The sequence below is a fragment of the Streptomyces sp. BBFR2 genome, assembly GCF_044497305.1.
GTDB lineage: Bacteria > Actinomycetota > Actinomycetes > Streptomycetales > Streptomycetaceae > Streptomyces.
Genome location: NZ_CP172415.1, coordinates 2,120,518 through 2,134,603, shown reverse-complemented (window position 1 = coordinate 2,134,603; position 14,086 = coordinate 2,120,518). Strand labels below are relative to the sequence as shown.

At 72.8% G+C, this 14,086-nt stretch carries 16 protein-coding genes; 12 read left to right on the top strand and 4 right to left on the bottom strand.

Annotated elements, in window-relative coordinates; genetic code table 11:
* The first annotated feature begins 85 nt into the window (after positions 1–85).
* The 4 genes from ACGH2B_RS07880 (at position 86) to ACGH2B_RS07865 (ending at position 1,630) form a co-directional block, all read left to right on the top strand.
* Positions 86–409 (top strand): hypothetical protein, encoded by a 324-nt coding sequence (locus ACGH2B_RS07880; protein ID WP_399086163.1) that lies wholly within the window; start codon positions 86–88, stop codon positions 407–409.
* A gap of 116 nt (positions 410–525) precedes the next feature.
* On the top strand, positions 526–879 hold the full coding sequence (locus ACGH2B_RS07875; protein WP_030280963.1) for a WhiB family transcriptional regulator: 354 nt from the start codon (positions 526–528) through the stop codon (positions 877–879).
* Complete coding sequence (locus ACGH2B_RS07870; protein ID WP_399086160.1) at positions 876–1,193, top strand: hypothetical protein; 318 nt, start codon at positions 876–878, stop codon at positions 1,191–1,193. The genes ACGH2B_RS07875 and ACGH2B_RS07870 overlap by 4 nt, the downstream gene beginning before the upstream one ends.
* A gap of 173 nt (positions 1,194–1,366) precedes the next feature.
* A complete protein-coding gene (locus ACGH2B_RS07865; RefSeq protein WP_399097409.1) occupies positions 1,367–1,630 on the top strand; it encodes a hypothetical protein in 264 nt (87 codons plus the stop codon).
* Between the two features lie 34 nt (positions 1,631–1,664).
* Here the strand turns inward: ACGH2B_RS07865 and ACGH2B_RS07860 are convergent, their stop codons facing one another.
* Both ACGH2B_RS07860 and ACGH2B_RS07855 read right to left on the bottom strand, forming a co-directional pair.
* On the bottom strand, positions 1,665–3,074 hold the full coding sequence (locus ACGH2B_RS07860) for an ABC1 kinase family protein (RefSeq protein WP_399086157.1): 1,410 nt from the start codon (positions 3,072–3,074) through the stop codon (positions 1,665–1,667).
* Positions 3,075–3,108: 34 nt separating this feature from the next.
* On the bottom strand, positions 3,109–4,245 hold the full coding sequence (locus ACGH2B_RS07855; RefSeq protein ID WP_399086154.1) for a ThiF family adenylyltransferase: 1,137 nt from the start codon (positions 4,243–4,245) through the stop codon (positions 3,109–3,111).
* A 250-nt stretch (positions 4,246–4,495) separates the two neighbouring features.
* On the opposite strand from ACGH2B_RS07855, the gene ACGH2B_RS07850 reads away from it, so the two are divergent.
* The 4 genes from ACGH2B_RS07850 to ACGH2B_RS07835 all read left to right on the top strand — a co-directional run bounded on the left by ACGH2B_RS07850 (position 4,496) and on the right by ACGH2B_RS07835 (position 8,394).
* The gene (locus ACGH2B_RS07850) at positions 4,496–5,068 is read left to right on the top strand and encodes a M48 family metallopeptidase (RefSeq protein WP_399096802.1); all 573 of its coding nucleotides are present in this window, start codon (positions 4,496–4,498) and stop codon (positions 5,066–5,068) included.
* A gap of 107 nt (positions 5,069–5,175) precedes the next feature.
* Positions 5,176–6,921 (top strand): TerD family protein, encoded by a 1,746-nt coding sequence (locus ACGH2B_RS07845; protein WP_399086151.1) that lies wholly within the window; start codon positions 5,176–5,178, stop codon positions 6,919–6,921.
* 14 nt (positions 6,922–6,935) lie between these two features.
* Complete coding sequence (locus ACGH2B_RS07840) at positions 6,936–7,619, top strand: AIM24 family protein (protein ID WP_399086148.1); 684 nt, start codon at positions 6,936–6,938, stop codon at positions 7,617–7,619.
* A 16-nt stretch (positions 7,620–7,635) separates the two neighbouring features.
* The gene (locus ACGH2B_RS07835) at positions 7,636–8,394 is read left to right on the top strand and encodes an AIM24 family protein (RefSeq protein WP_399086145.1); all 759 of its coding nucleotides are present in this window, start codon (positions 7,636–7,638) and stop codon (positions 8,392–8,394) included.
* 165 nt (positions 8,395–8,559) lie between these two features.
* Here the strand turns inward: ACGH2B_RS07835 and ACGH2B_RS07830 are convergent, their stop codons facing one another.
* Positions 8,560–9,090, bottom strand: coding sequence for an NUDIX hydrolase (locus tag ACGH2B_RS07830; protein ID WP_399086142.1), 531 nt, complete (start codon positions 9,088–9,090; stop codon positions 8,560–8,562).
* On the bottom strand, positions 9,087–10,547 hold the full coding sequence (locus ACGH2B_RS07825; protein ID WP_399086139.1) for a zinc-dependent metalloprotease: 1,461 nt from the start codon (positions 10,545–10,547) through the stop codon (positions 9,087–9,089). Before ACGH2B_RS07825 ends, ACGH2B_RS07830 begins: the two co-directional genes overlap by 4 nt.
* A gap of 191 nt (positions 10,548–10,738) precedes the next feature.
* Between ACGH2B_RS07825 and ACGH2B_RS07820 the strand changes: the two genes are divergently transcribed.
* The 4 genes from ACGH2B_RS07820 to ACGH2B_RS07805 all read left to right on the top strand — a co-directional run bounded on the left by ACGH2B_RS07820 (position 10,739) and on the right by ACGH2B_RS07805 (position 14,081).
* On the top strand, positions 10,739–11,890 hold the full coding sequence (locus ACGH2B_RS07820; RefSeq protein WP_399086136.1) for an SDR family oxidoreductase: 1,152 nt from the start codon (positions 10,739–10,741) through the stop codon (positions 11,888–11,890).
* Between the two features lie 157 nt (positions 11,891–12,047).
* Positions 12,048–12,527: a molybdenum cofactor biosynthesis protein MoaE gene (locus ACGH2B_RS07815; protein WP_399086133.1), complete on the top strand. Its 480-nt coding sequence runs from the start codon at positions 12,048–12,050 to the stop codon at positions 12,525–12,527.
* A gap of 177 nt (positions 12,528–12,704) precedes the next feature.
* Positions 12,705–12,878, top strand: a complete 174-nt coding sequence (locus ACGH2B_RS07810; RefSeq protein ID WP_399086130.1) for a hypothetical protein — start codon at positions 12,705–12,707, stop codon at positions 12,876–12,878.
* 114 nt (positions 12,879–12,992) lie between these two features.
* The gene (locus ACGH2B_RS07805) at positions 12,993–14,081 is read left to right on the top strand and encodes a PDZ domain-containing protein (protein ID WP_399086127.1); all 1,089 of its coding nucleotides are present in this window, start codon (positions 12,993–12,995) and stop codon (positions 14,079–14,081) included.
* The last annotated feature ends 5 nt before the right edge of the window (positions 14,082–14,086 follow it).

Genomic DNA, 14,086 nt, shown 5'->3' with positions numbered 1-14,086 from the left:
CGGGTCCGGAAACTTCCGTGTTGTACTTGAACATGCTTGGAACGGGATTCCCGGTCCACCGAGACGCCGAGAGGAGGCGAGCCCAGTGATCAGCTTCATCGAGATGAACAAAATGACCGATCGTTCGGTCGTCGCCCCCTGCTCTCTCGGCTCCTCGCTCCTGGGCACTGGTATGTCCGGCTTCGGCCGCCTCTCCGGTGTCGAGGTCAAGCGTCCCGAGTCCCTCCTGTCCCTCGTGGCGGAGGAGCGCAGTGCGCGACCGGCGCAGGCACCTGCGGTAGCGGTAGTGGCGGCAGCGGCGAATGCCTCTGTCCCCGCGGCAGCCAATGGTGCCGGATCCCAGCAGCAGTACCGCCAGCATGAAACGTGGGCCTACCGCGGCCTTGAACCCTGGAGAGATCCAGCCTGATCGGCATGATCAGGTCGGCGCCTTCCAGGGCCGCGGAACCCCCACCGGGATCCGCGGCCCTTTTGTTTGCCCAGCGCCCGGCCACCGCCGGGCCACACAGACGAGGAACACACACCGTGCAACTGCAGACGCACACCCCGTCCGTTGCGACCGACCTGATCCCTCCGCCCGATCCCCAGGAGAACTCCTTGCTGCCCCTCACCGAGCTGGACAACGAAATCGACCGTCTCGGCGCCGCCGTGCCGTGCCGGACCTACGACCCCGAGGTCTTCTTCGCCGAATCCCCGGCGGACGTCGAGTACGCCAAGTCGCTGTGCCGCACCTGTCCGGTGCGTGAGGCGTGCCTGGCGGGCGCCAAGGACCGCCGTGAGCCGTGGGGCGTCTGGGGCGGAGAGCTGTTCGTCCAGGGCGTCGTCGTGGCGCGGAAGCGTCCGAGGGGCCGTCCGCGCAAGAACCCGGTCGCGGCATGAACACCCCCGGCACAGGAACGATCGACCGTCCCGGTACGTGGGACCCCCGGAAGCAGGACCCAGTCATGAACCCCACCGTCACCGAAATGCCCGCACCCGTGAACTCCGGTGCGATCGAGTCGCGTCAGAACAGGAACCTCGAAATGCAACTCATCCCAGAAGCCCTGGCGCGTGCCCATATGCACGAACCCTTGCAACAAGCCGAGTCCGAACGCACCGGCCACCGACTCGCGGCCGCGCGGCGTGTGCAGCGGCGCGCGGAACGCGCGTCGCTCCGCGCCCGTCGCGCCCTGGCCATGGCCGTGATGCAGTGACGCGGTAGCAGGATCACGAGAGCGGGCTCGTGCAGTCTCACCCCGGCTGTACGGCCGGGGCGGGGGCTCCACAGGGCCCGCTCCGTGCGCTGCGGACCTGGGGCCTGCCCTGCTGGGCGGGCCCCAGGCGCGTGTCTCCGCTGAGGCGGGGCCTGCGGGGATATCGTCGTACGGTGGACCGCACGACACATGGCACGGCACAGCAGCCGACGGCCGGGACCGGAACCGACGCCGGGGACGGCCCGGGCACGAACACGGGCAGCCGGGACGGCGCCGCTCCCGGCATCTCCTGCGCCCACTGCGGCGCTGTTGCCGAGGGAAGCCCGCCGCTGTGGACCTGCTCGATGGAGAACGGTGTCCGCCGCTTCTACTGCGACGGCTGCGCGCGGGAGAACCTCCGTGCCATCGAAGGACGCCTGGACTCCGCTCACTGGTGACCTGCCGGAGCCGTGCGGGCCACGGCGCCCGACGTCAGCCGGTGGCCCCCTCCGTGGCCACCCGGGCGTCCGGCTCCGCCGCCCCCGTCCCGTCCGGCTCGTCGGCGGGTGCGTCCGGAGGGACGAAGCCCGGTAGCCAGTCGGTGAGTTCGTCGCGCAGCCGGACCGTCGCCCCCAATTGGCACAGCACTCCGATGGTGCTCAGCGTGACCCGGTGTATCAGCAGGTAGGCGGGGGGAAGGTTGAGCTGTTTGCCGAGCTGGTGGGCGGGGGAGCGGGGGTCGCTGATGCGGGCGGCCTGACGGCGCACCCACTCCCGGGTGAAGGTGAACTCCTCGGCCTGCGCCGGTTCGATGATCGGCAGCAGGTACTCCAGCACCTCCTCCGGGTCCAGCTCTACGGACTCCTTCACGAACCCTTCGTCGCACAACTGCTGATGGACCACCTCGGCCCGGCCCTCCAGGGTCATCCGCAGTGCGGTGCCGATCGTCGGGGGCAGACCCTCGGGCAGCCGGTCCACCGTCCCGAAGTCCAGGACGCCGAGCCGCCATTGGCTCACCGGGCCGTCGTCGGCCAGCAGCCGGAAGTTGCCCGGATGCGGGTCGGCGTGCAGCAGGCCCGTACGTGCCGGGCCCGAGAACAGGAACCGCGCCAGCAACTGCCCCGCGCGGTCCCGCTGCTCCGGGGTGCCATCGGCGATGATCTCGGCCAGCGGTATGCCGTCCAGCCACTCCGTGACGAGGACCTGATCGCTCTGGTGCACCACGGCGGGGACCCTGACGTCCCTGTCGTCGCCGAACTCCGCGGCGTGCGCCTGCTGTGCCTCGGCCTCCAGCGCGTAGTCCAGCTCCTCCGCGACCCGGTCCCGCAACTCGGCGATCAGCGGTTTGACGTCCATACCGGGGATCAGCGGGCCCAGCAGGCGGGCGAAGCGGCTCAGTTGGGCGAGGTCCGACAGCAGCGCCTCGCCGGCGCCCGGGTACTGGACCTTGACCGCCACGGCGCGGCCGTCGTGCCACACCGCCCGGTGCACCTGGCCGATCGAGGCGGCCGCCGACGGCTTGTCCTCGAACTCCTGGAACAGCTCCCGCCACTCCTCGCCGAGCCGTTCGGCGAGGACGGCGTGCACGGTGCTCGTCGGCATCGGCGGCGCCGCCTCCTGAAGCTTGGTCAGCGCCGCGCGGTACGGGCCGGCCACCTCCTCCGGCAGCGCCGATTCGAAGACAGACAGCGCCTGCCCGAACTTCATCGCCCCGCCCTTCAGCTCGCCCAGCACCTTGAAGAGCTGTTCGGCGGTGCGTTGTTGCAGCTCACGGCCGACGATCTCGGCGGACCGGCCGCCGATCCGCTTGCCGAGACTCCAGGTGGCGCGGCCGGCGAACCCCAGGGGCAGCGCGGCCAGCTTGGCGGTACGGGTGACTGCCTTACGGGGAAGATCAGACATGCGCCCCTCCAACTCACACTGTCCCCGAGCGGGGTTACTCCGTCATTGTGGCGTGCTGCCGCTCCGGAACCGAGGCGGCCTCGGACGCCGCGGACCGCGCGGCACCGCATCCGCACTCCGGGTGCGGCACGATCGATGAGGTGCGCATGCCCGCACCCGGCAGCGCGAACTCCCACCGGGCGCCGGTGCACGGCGGCAGCGTCCCGTCCAGGAACGTCAACGCCTGCGCCGCGGCCTGCCCGGCGACCAGCGTGGCCAGCGACGCGTCGCACGCCGGAGCCGCGGAGGAGGCCCGGCCCGACCGCCACTGCGCCAGCAGCCTCGGCCACGCCGGCTCCGCCTCCGTACGCCGCAGCTCATCGCACCCGGCACACGCGGACAGACCCGGCACCACCAACGGACCCACCACACCCGTCCCCTCGATCACGCCCGCGTACAGATGCGGGATACCGGCCGTCAGCAGCGGTTCGGACAGCACCGGGTCGGGGGTGTACGCGCCCAGACCGTCCCGCGGGGTGAGGACCACCAAGGACAGGCCCGGCTCGCCCGTCTCGCTCACCGGGACCACCGGCCGCGGGACCCGCCCCCAAGGCGACGCCTCCCGCACCAGCCGCCGCGCGGCCGCGTCCCGCCGCTCACCGATCTGATCCGCGCGGTACCCGCCAGGCAGTACGTCCCACGGCTCGACCCTCCCGCCGTCCAGCACCTCCACCCGGCCGATGCCCGACGCGGAGAGCAGCGCGGCGACGGCCGCCCCCACCCGCCCGGCGCCCCGCACGCGCGCGCGGACCGCCCGCCGCGCCCCCATCCGCCCCCACGCACCGGTGGCCTCCGGATACCGCGCGGACAGCGACGCCAGGTCCGGCCGGAGCCGGGCGCAGGCCGCGGTGTCCGCCCGGACCGCGTCGGCACCGGGGCCACCCCCGGTCGCCACCTCCAGCAGCCCCGCGGCGCCCAGCCGTTCCATCACACCCCGCGCGCGGGCGGGCGTCAGATCCAGCGCACGGGCCTGGGCGATCAGCTCGTCCAGGGTGCGGGTGCCATCGATCAGATCGAGGAAGTACCCCGTCGCGATGTCGATGGGCCCCACCACCACCGCGTGGGCGGGGGCCACGCCGTACTGCACCGTCGCCCTGTCCCGCCAACCGCGCCGCAGCGCCGGCTTGATCATCGGACGCATCGCATCCGCCCCCGTTCTCCGGTCCGTCCGCGGGCCTCCGCGGTCTGTGGACACAGCATGCGCCGACGGCCGGAGCACCCCCGGAGTTGTCCACAGGCCGATGCCCCGCGGTCATACGAATGCGACCGGCTGTGGACAACCGGCCTGTCTCCGTCCCGGACCGGATGTCGGTTGCCGCGAGTAACCTCGGGGCGCGGCACACCCGCCACGCATCCCGTACGCCCCGGAGAAGGAGGCCCCTCTGCGACCCGCCGGCCCCGACCCCCGTGACTCCGCTCCCGGCGCGCCGTCCGCGCCCGGCCCCGTCGAGGTGCGGCGCAGCGCCCGGCGGCGCAGCACCGTCTCCGCCCGCCGGGAGGGCGACCGCACCGTCGTCCTGATACCGGACCGGATGTCCCGTGCGGAGGAGCAACGCTGGGTCGCCGTGATGCTGGAGCGGCTCGCCGCGAAGGACGGCAGGCGGCGCCCCGGCGACGCCGAGCTGGCCGAGCGCGCCGCCGGACTGTCGGCGCGGTTCCTGGGCGGCGAGGCCCGCCCCGCGTCGGTGCGCTGGGTCACCAACCAGAACAGCCGCTGGGGCTCGTGCACCCCCGCCGAGGGCACCATCCGCCTCTCGCACCGCCTCCAGGGCATGCCCGAATACGTCGTCGATTACGTCCTGCTGCACGAGCTGGCGCACCTCCTGGTGCCCGGGCACGGACCGCGGTTCTGGGAACTGCTCGACGCCTATCCGCGCACCGAACGGGCCCGGGGCTACCTCGAAGGCGTCGCCGCCGCCGACCACCTGCCGCACCCGCCCGCACCGGCCGGCTGACCCCGGACCCGCACCGATCACGCCCCGGCGACCCGCACTGTCGGTGGCAGCCGATAGCCTGACCCGCAGTACCGACCCACAGCCGGAGCGGGGGACAGGCGTTACCTATGGCCAGGGAATTCCAGCGGGGCCACAAGGCCAAGATCAGTGATCTGACGGCAGGCACGGACCTGTACGTCGGCGTGCAGATCGGCGGACCGGGGCTCACCTTCGACATCAGCTGTTTCGGTCTCGACGCCGATGAACGGCTCTCCGACGACCGGTACTTCATCTTCTTCAACCAGCCCGCCTCGCCCGAGCAGGCCATCCAGCAGCTCGGCGAACAGGCCGGTGACACCCAGTCGTTCCGGGTCACGCTCGACCGCATCCCGCCGCACATCCAGAAGCTGTCGTTCACCGCGGCTCTCGACGGCGCGGGCCAGGTCTCCCAGATCGGCCCCGGCTACCTCCGCATCGTCGCGGGCGGTGAAGAGGTCGCCCGGTACTCCTTCAACGGCTCCGAGTTCAGCACCGAACGCGCCGTCATGCTCGGCGACTTCTACCTCAAGGACGTCTGGCGGTTCGCCGCCGTCGGCCAGGGCTTCGACGGCGGCCTGGAGGCGCTGCTGAAGAACTTCGGCGGCGAGGTCGCCGAGGAGGAGGCGGCCCCCGAGCCCGCCGCGCCCGGCCCCGCGCCGGCCGCGCCCGCCTTCGCTCCGCCCGCCGCCCCGGCCCCGGCCTTCGCCGCCCCCGCCGCACCGCAGGCCCCGGCGCCCCCGCAGCCCCAGCCGGCCGCCCCGCAGCAGCCGGCCCCCGGCTTCGGCGCGCCCCAGGGCACCCCGCCCGCACCCCAGCAGCCGCAGCCCGCCGCGCCCCAGGTGCACAACGCGCCCACCATGGCCGCGCCTCTCGTCCCGCCCGGCGCCCCGACGGCACCGCCCGCCGCCCCCGTACCGCCGCCCGCCGCCCCCGGAGTGCCCGGCGGCCCGCACCCGGCGCCGTACGGACAGCCCGCACCCGGCCACGACCCGTACGGGCAGGCCCCCTACGGCGCCCCGGGCCAGGCCCCCTACGGCGGAGCACCCGCGCCCGGCGGCCCCGGCGCGCCCCAGGGGCCGCCCGGACAGTTCCCGCCGCAGGCCCCCGCCCCGTACGGGCAAGCCCCCGGCGCGTCCCACCCCGGCCAGGCGCCGGCCGTACCGCAGGACGGCGGACCCGGCCTCGGCGTCGTCCTGGAGAAGTACAAGGAAGCCCCCACCGGGCAGCGCTGGACGCTCCAGAACGGCAAACTGATCCGCGTCGACCTCGGTGTCGACGGCCAGCCGGTCCTCGCCCGCCAGGGCAGCATGGTGCTCTACCAGGGCAAGGTCGACTTCAACTACAAGGGCGCGGGCCTGCGCGGCCGCCTCGTCGGCAACGCCACCGGCCAGGAGATGCAGCTGATGCGCTGCACCGGCCAGGGCCAGGTCTTCTTCGCCGAGGAGGGCACCCATATCCACCCCGTGGAGCTCCAGGGCGATGCCCTGTGCGTCTCCGCGGACAGCGTCCTCGCCTTCGACGAGTCGCTCCAGCACGAGGTGCGCCGCATCGAGGGCCACGGCATACCGGGCGGCGCCCTGTTCACCCTCCAGTTCCAGGGCACCGGCACCGTCGTGATCAAGACCCACGGCACCCCCGTCGTCCTGCCCGTCACGCCCACCACCTTCGCCGACGCCAACGCCGTCGTGGCATGGTCCGCCGCCGCGCAGGTGATCGTCTCCAGCCAGGTGAGCATGCGCCGCCACGCCTACCCCGGCCACTCCGGCGAGTCCGTGAACCTCCAGTTCCGCGGCGCGCCCGGCAACTTCATCGTCGTCCAGCCCTACGAGGTCTGAGGGAGCCCGCCATCATGACCCAGCAGCAGCTGTCGGGCTACGCCCCGACCCCGCCCGCCGCCCGCATGGAGAACCACGGCAGCGCCATGGCCAAGATCGCCATGCAGAGCGGCCACGACGTCTACGCCCGCACCGGATCGATGATCGCCTACGAGGGCTTCATCCAGTACGAGCCCAACCCGCCGGCCGTCCGGCAGATGGCCTCCCAGTGGATCACCGGCGAGGGCGCCCCGCTGATGAAGTGCAGCGGCGACGGCGTCCTCTACCTCGCCGACTACGGCGCCGACGTCGTCTGCATCCACCTCAACGGCGAGTCGTTGTCCGTCAGCGGCACCAACCTCCTCGCCCTCGACGCCCAGCTCCAGTGGGGTGTCCAACGCGTCAAGGGCATGGCCAAGTTCGCCGGTCAGGGGCTGTTCAACGTCGGCATATCCGGCACCGGCTGGGTCGCCCTCACCTCCCGCGGCACCCCCATCGTCGTCGACTGCGGACGCGGCGAGGACGAGACGTACGTCGACCCCGACGCCCTCGTGGCCTGGTCGACCAACCTGAAGATGAAGGGCAAGCGCAGCTTCAAGGCGTCCTCGATGATCGGACGCGGCAGCGGCGAGGCGTACCAACTCGGCTTCTCCGGCCAGGGTTTCGTCGTCGTCCAGCCCAGCGAGGACAGCACCGACCGGCTCCGGGCCCGGGGCTGAAGGGGGACCGAGGAACATGCAGAGCCCGCTTTTCGCCCACACCGAGGCGCAGACCCAGGACCGCTACGCGCTGCAGAACTCCCAGTTGCTGCGCGTCGCCCTCGAAGGGCACGAGGACCTCCTCGCCCGCAAGGGCGCCATGGTCGCCTACCAGGGACTTCTCGAATTCGAGGGCGACTACCAGACCCAGGGCCAGCACCGCACCCGCGCCGTCACCGGCGAGGGCCTGGACCTGATGCGCATCTCCGGCCAGGGCACCGTCTACCTCGCCAACCTCGCCCAGTACGTCCACATCCTCGACGTCGACCACCAGGGCCTCACCGTCGACAGCAGCTACGTCCTGGCGCTCGACTCCGGTCTCCACTGGGACGCCGTCTCCGTCGACAGCCAGTACGGCATCTCCGGCACCGGCAAATACCAGCTCAACATCTCAGGCCAGGGCAAGGTCGTCCTCATGACCTCCGGCCAGCCGCTGATGCTGCCGGTCACCCCGGAGACCTACGTCAACGCCGACGCCGACGCGGTCGTCGCCTGGTCCGCTTCGCTGCGCGTCCAGATGCAGGCCCAGACGCACTCCTCCGGCGTCTGGCGGCGCCGTGGCAACACCGGCGAGGGCTGGGAGCTGAGCTTCCTCGGCCAGGGATACGCCCTGGTCCAGCCCAGCGAACTGCTCCCGCCGCAGAACGCCGTCATCGGCTCCGGTCTCGCCGCCCAGTTCGGCATGGGCCAGCAGGGCGCCCGCGGCCACAACCAGGGCAACATCTTCACCAACTGACGGCACAGGTCCGGGCCCGGGACGGCGACGCCACCCGGGCCCGGACCTCCGGCCGCGGAGCCCGACGTTCCGGCGGCGGCCGGTACGACCGGCGGCGGTCGGCCAGGCCACCGCCACCCGCCGTGCGGCACACGACGCACGGCGGCCAGGGGCCGGCTCCGTCCCCTACAGCAGCGCCCGCGCGCCTTCCATCAGCTGTACCACCGAGTCATCGGCGACCGCCGCGACCTCGTCATAGCCGAACCACAGCAGATCCAGCGACTCGTCGCTGATCCGGGCCACCGCCCCCGCGGGCACCACCGCCGCGTACTGCACATCCAGATGCCAGGCGCACGGCGTGTGATGGCGGTCCAGCCGCACCGGACCGCCGGGCAGCAGCTCCAGCCCCCGCGTGATGCCGGACTCCTCGCGCGCCTCGCGCAGCGCCGCGTCCGCCAGCGTGGCGTCCTCCGGCTCGCAGTGGCCGCCCATCTGCAGCCACATCTTCAGCTTGCGGTGCAGCGTCAGCAGCACCCGCCCGCCCGCCGGGTCGATGACCAGCGCGCTCGCCGTCAGATGCCCCGCCCGGCAGGGCTTGCCCGTACCGTCGGGGTGCGCGGCCAGATGCTCCAGGTACGCCAGCCGCAGCTTCTCCTGCGTGGGCGACGGTGCGGACCACTCCTTGAGCGCCCGCACCGCCTCGTCGTGCAGGCTCATCGGCCGCCGTCGCCCTTCGCGTCACCCTCGCCGTCCGTACCGGACCCGCCGTCCGCCTGCGGCTTCCGCGGGTCCTCGGCGCCGCTCGCCGCGTCGCCCAGCATCTTGTCCAGCTCGGAGAAGTCCATCTGCTCGTGGTGGACGAAGCCGTCCGGATCGTCGAGATCGGCGGCGGTCGGCAGCATGTCCGGGTGCGCCCACAGGGCGTCGCGGCCCTCCAGACCCCGGGCGTCCGTCAGCGACGCCCACAGCCGGGAGGCGTCCCGCAGCCGCCGCGGCCGAAGCTGGAGCCCGATCAGCGTGGAGAACGTCTGCTCCGCCGGACCACCGGTCGCCCGGCGTCGCCGCAGCGTCTCCCGCAGCGCGTCCGCGGACGGCAGATGCGGCGCCGCGGCGGCGTGCACCACCGCGTCCACCCAGCCCTCGACCAGCGCCAACGCCGTCTCCAGCCGCGCCAGCGCGGCCTTCTGCTCCGGGGTGTCCTCCGGCTGGAACATGCCCTGCTGAAGGGCGTTCTGCAGCTCCTCGGGGTGCTGCGGGTCGATCTGGCCGACGACGTCCTCCAGCTTCGAGGTGTCGACCTTGATGCCCCGGGCGTACCCCTCAACGGCGCCGAACAGATGCGAGCGCAGCCACGGCACATGGGCGAAAAGCCGCTGGTGGGCGGCCTCCCGCAGCGCCAGGTAGAGCCGCACCTCCTCCTCGGGCACGCCGAGACCGGAGCCGAACGTCGCGATGTTCTTGGGCAGCAGCGCGGCCTTCCCCGCCGGACCCAGCGGCAGCCCCACGTCCGTGGAGCCGACGACCTCGCCCGCCAGGACGCCCAGCGCCTGCCCGATCTGGGTGCCGAACATCGCGCCGCCCATGGAGCGCATCATGCCCAGCAGCGGACCCGCCATGGCCTGCATCTCACCGGGCAGCACATCGCCCATCGCCGACCCGACACGCTCCGCGAGCGGATTCACCAGGTCCTTCCAGACCGGCAGGGTCTCCTCGACCCACTCCGCCCGGCTCCACGCCACGACCGTCCCGGCACCCGACGGCAGCGACGTCACACCGTCCAGCCACAGGTCGGCCAGGCGGACCGCCTCCTCGACCGCGGTGCGCTCACCCGGCGAGACGGAGGCGTCCTTGCCGCCTTCCTCGGTACCCTGCGCGACCGTCTGCCGCGCGATGTCCTTGGCCATCTCCCAGTTCACCGGCCCGCCCTCGTACGAGAGCATCTGGCCCAGCTTCTGGAAGGCGGCGCCCAGGTCGCCGGGGCTCATCTGGCCCTCCGGGCCGCCCATGCCGCCGAAGAGCGCCGCGAACGGGTTGTCCGCGCCACCGCTCCCGCCGCCGAACCCGAACGGGTCCGCGGGGCCCTGGCTACCTCCCTGGCCGCCCTTCTTCTTGCCGTTGTCGCCGTCCTCCGGCTCCTCCGGCGGAAGGCCGAATCCGAATGGGGTGTCACTCACGGGTTTCCTCGGCTCGTAGGGCCGCCGGCCCCGGGCCGACGGCGGCTGCCCGACATCACCCTCCAGCCTAGACACCCCGAGAGCTTCGGGGCTCGGTGCTCCGCTGTCGGGACGCCTGCGGCAGGATGGACGCCACCTGTACGTACGCGCCGGTACGCATACGTACTGAAGACAACCGCTGGAGACGCCCGGTGAGTTCCCCAGATCCGACCGTTCGCGCAGCGCGAAACGCTGACGCCCCGACCCCGCAGACCGGACGCGGCACCGAAGATCCGGCCCCGCGGCCCGGCCGCCGCCCCGTCATCGCCGTCACCGGAGCCGCGACCGGCGTCGGCGCGCTGCTGACCCGTGCCCTGGTCGCATCCGACGAGGTCAAGCAGGTCATCGCCATCGACGAGCGGCGCGGCGACGTCCCCGAGGCCCACTGGCACGTCCTGGACATCCGGGACCCGGCCATCGCCGGGAAACTCCAGGGCGCCGACGTCGTCGTGCACCTCGCGCTCGACCTCGACCTGGAGTCCGACGCCGCCGCCCGCACCGCCTACAACGTCCGCGGCACCCAGACCGTCCTGACCGCCGCGGCCGCCGCCGGGGTGCACCGCGTCGTGCTCTGCACCTCCGCGATGGTCTACGGCGCGCTGCCCGACAACGACATCCCGCTCGCCGAGGACGCCGAGCTCCGGGCCACCGCCGACGCCACCGGGGTCGGCGACCTCCTGGAGATCGAACGCCTCGCCCAGCGCGCGCCCCGCGCCCACCCCGGCCTGAACTGCACCGTCGTCCGGCCCGCCGTCCTCGTCGGCGGCACCGACACCGCGCTGACCCGCTACTTCGAGTCGCCGCGCCTCCTGGTCGTCGCCGGATCCCGCCCCGCCTGGCAGTTCTGCCACGTCGAGGACCTGGTCGGCGCCCTGGAGTACGCGGCCCTGGAGAAGGTCGAGGGCGAGCTGGCGGTCGGCTGCGACGGCTGGCTGGACCAGGAAGAGGTCGAGGAGCTGTCCGGCATCCGGCGCATGGAGCTGCCGTCCTCGGTCGCCCTGGGCGCCGCGGCCCGGCTGCACCGCATCGGGCTGACCCCCTCGCCCGCCGGGGACCTCGCGTACACCATGCACCCCTGGGTGGTCAGCGGCAGCCGGCTGCACGAGGCGGGCTGGCGGCCCCGGTGGACCAACGAGGAGGTCCTCGCCGAGCTGCTGGAGGAGGTCGCCGGACGGCACACCGTCGCCGGACGCCGCCTGGGCCGCAAGGACGCCACCGCCGCCGGCGCCGCCGGTGCGACCGTCGCCCTCCTGGGCACCGCCGCGCTGGTCCGCCGCGCCCGGAAGGCCCGCCGCCGGATCTGACCGGGCCCGCCGGGTCCGACCGGGCCCACCGGGTCCGACCGGGCCCACCGGGCGCGGTGTCCCCAGGCGTACCTGTAGGACCCTCCAAGCGGGTGCGCCCCGCGCCCGGGGGAAACGGCCATTCCCGTTCCGGGGCGCGGTGCGGCACGATGGCGGCATGTCTGGCACGCACGTCACCCCGACCCCAGGCCGTGACCACCCCGGAGAGCGGGCGGCGGCCGACCCCGTCCGGCTGCTGGCGATCCGCGAGACGCCGCTCTCCGTCGACGAGGTGTTCGCCGCCGTCGGCGACGCCGCGGCGGGCGGCACCGCGCTGTTCGTCGGCACGGTCCGCTCCCACGACGGCGGCACCGACGTCGACGGGCTCGGCTATTCCGCGCACCCCACGGCCGAGGCGGAGCTGCGGCGGGTCGCCGAGAAGGTCGCCGCCGACTTCCCGGTCCGCGCGCTGGCCGCCGTCCACCGCGTCGGTGACCTGGCCGTCGGCGATCTCGCCGTCGTCGTCGCGGTCTCCTGCCCGCACCGCGCCGAGGCGTTCGCCGCGTGCCGCAGGCTGATCGACGACCTCAAGGCGACGGTGCCGATCTGGAAGCACCAGACGTTCTCCGACGGCACCGAGGAGTGGGTCGGCGCCTGAGCGCACCCCGGACCACGCACCCGGCTCCGGCACACCGCCCGGACGGCCCCCGGGCACGGAGCCGACCGGGTGGGTGGATTCCGGTTGCGTAACCCGCCCCCTGGCGTGAGCGTTGAGCTGGCAGATGGTTAATCTGCTTATTCGTCGATCGCGGTGGGACATTTTCAGGAGGCCACTATGGGTGCGCTCCTCTGGCTGTTGATTCCGGTTCTCGCCGCGCTCGCCGCCGTCCTGTGGAGCACCTGGGCACAACGCAACCGCAAGAGCGGCGGTGACATCGCGGAACTCGCCGGATACGAACGCTTCCGGGCCGCGATGGAGCGCGAGCACTCCGGATCCGATCTGGTCTGACCCGGCAGCCGCCCGCCGCACCGGAACCTCCGGGCGGCGGGCGGCCGTCGGCCGACCGCCTCGTACGGACGGCCCCGCGAGCCGGTTGTCATACCCGTCCCGTACTGTCGTTCCATGCCACGCCGCACCGCGACGCTGCTCGCCTCGACACTGATGCTGATCGCGCTGCTCTGCGCCGGGGTGCTCATTCCCGTGCCGTACGCCGAGATGTCACCGGGCCCCACCGTCAACACCCTTGGCGACCACGACGGCCAGCCGGTGCTGCGCGTCTCCGGCCACAAGACGTATCCGACGACCGGTCACCTCAACATGACGACCGTCCGCGTCACCGGCCCCGACTACACCATGAATCTCCTGGAAGCGGTCTACGGCTGGCTCGACCCCGACGCCGCCGTCGTCCCGCACAAGACGCTCTACCCCGAGGGGCAGACCGCCGAGCAGGCCGACCAGGAGAACGCCGAGGAGTTCTCCCAGTCCCAGGAGAGCGCCAAGGTCGCGGCGTTGAAGCAGCTCGACATCCCCGTCGCCACCCAGACCGTCGTCGCCTCCGTACTCAAGGGCAAGCCGGCCGACGGCCTGCTGCACGCCGGCGATGTGATCAAGGCCGTGGACGGTACGCCGGTGAAGGCGAGGGACGACGTCACCAAGCTCGTCACCCGTCACAAGCCCGGGGACAAGGTCGTCTTCACAGTCATCCCCGCCAAGAACGCGGCGGCGGACGAGAAGAAGGGGAAGCGGCCCGAGAGCGGCCGCAAGGACATCACGGTCCCGACGGTGAAGGCCGACGGCCGCGCCCTCGTCGGTATCCAGGCGGGCGTCGACCACGTCTTCCCGTTCACCATCGACGTCAAGCTCGCCGATGTGGGCGGCCCCAGCGCCGGGCTGATGTTCGCCCTCGGCATCGTCGACAAGCTCAGCGAGCAGAACCTCACCGGCGGCAAGTTCATCGCCGGCACCGGCACCATCGACGACGAGGGCAAGGTCGGCCCGATCGGCGGTATCTCGATGAAGACGGTCGGTGCGCGGGCCAAGGGCGCCGAGTACTTCCTCACGCCGAAGGACAACTGCGCCTCCGCCGCGAAGGACACCCCCGAGGGGCTCACCCTCGTCAAGGTCGACACCATAGGTGACGCCGTCAAGGCGCTGCAGAAGATCAGCAGCGGGCACCCCGAGGGGCTGCCGAGCTGCTCCCCGTCCCACTGAGGGCA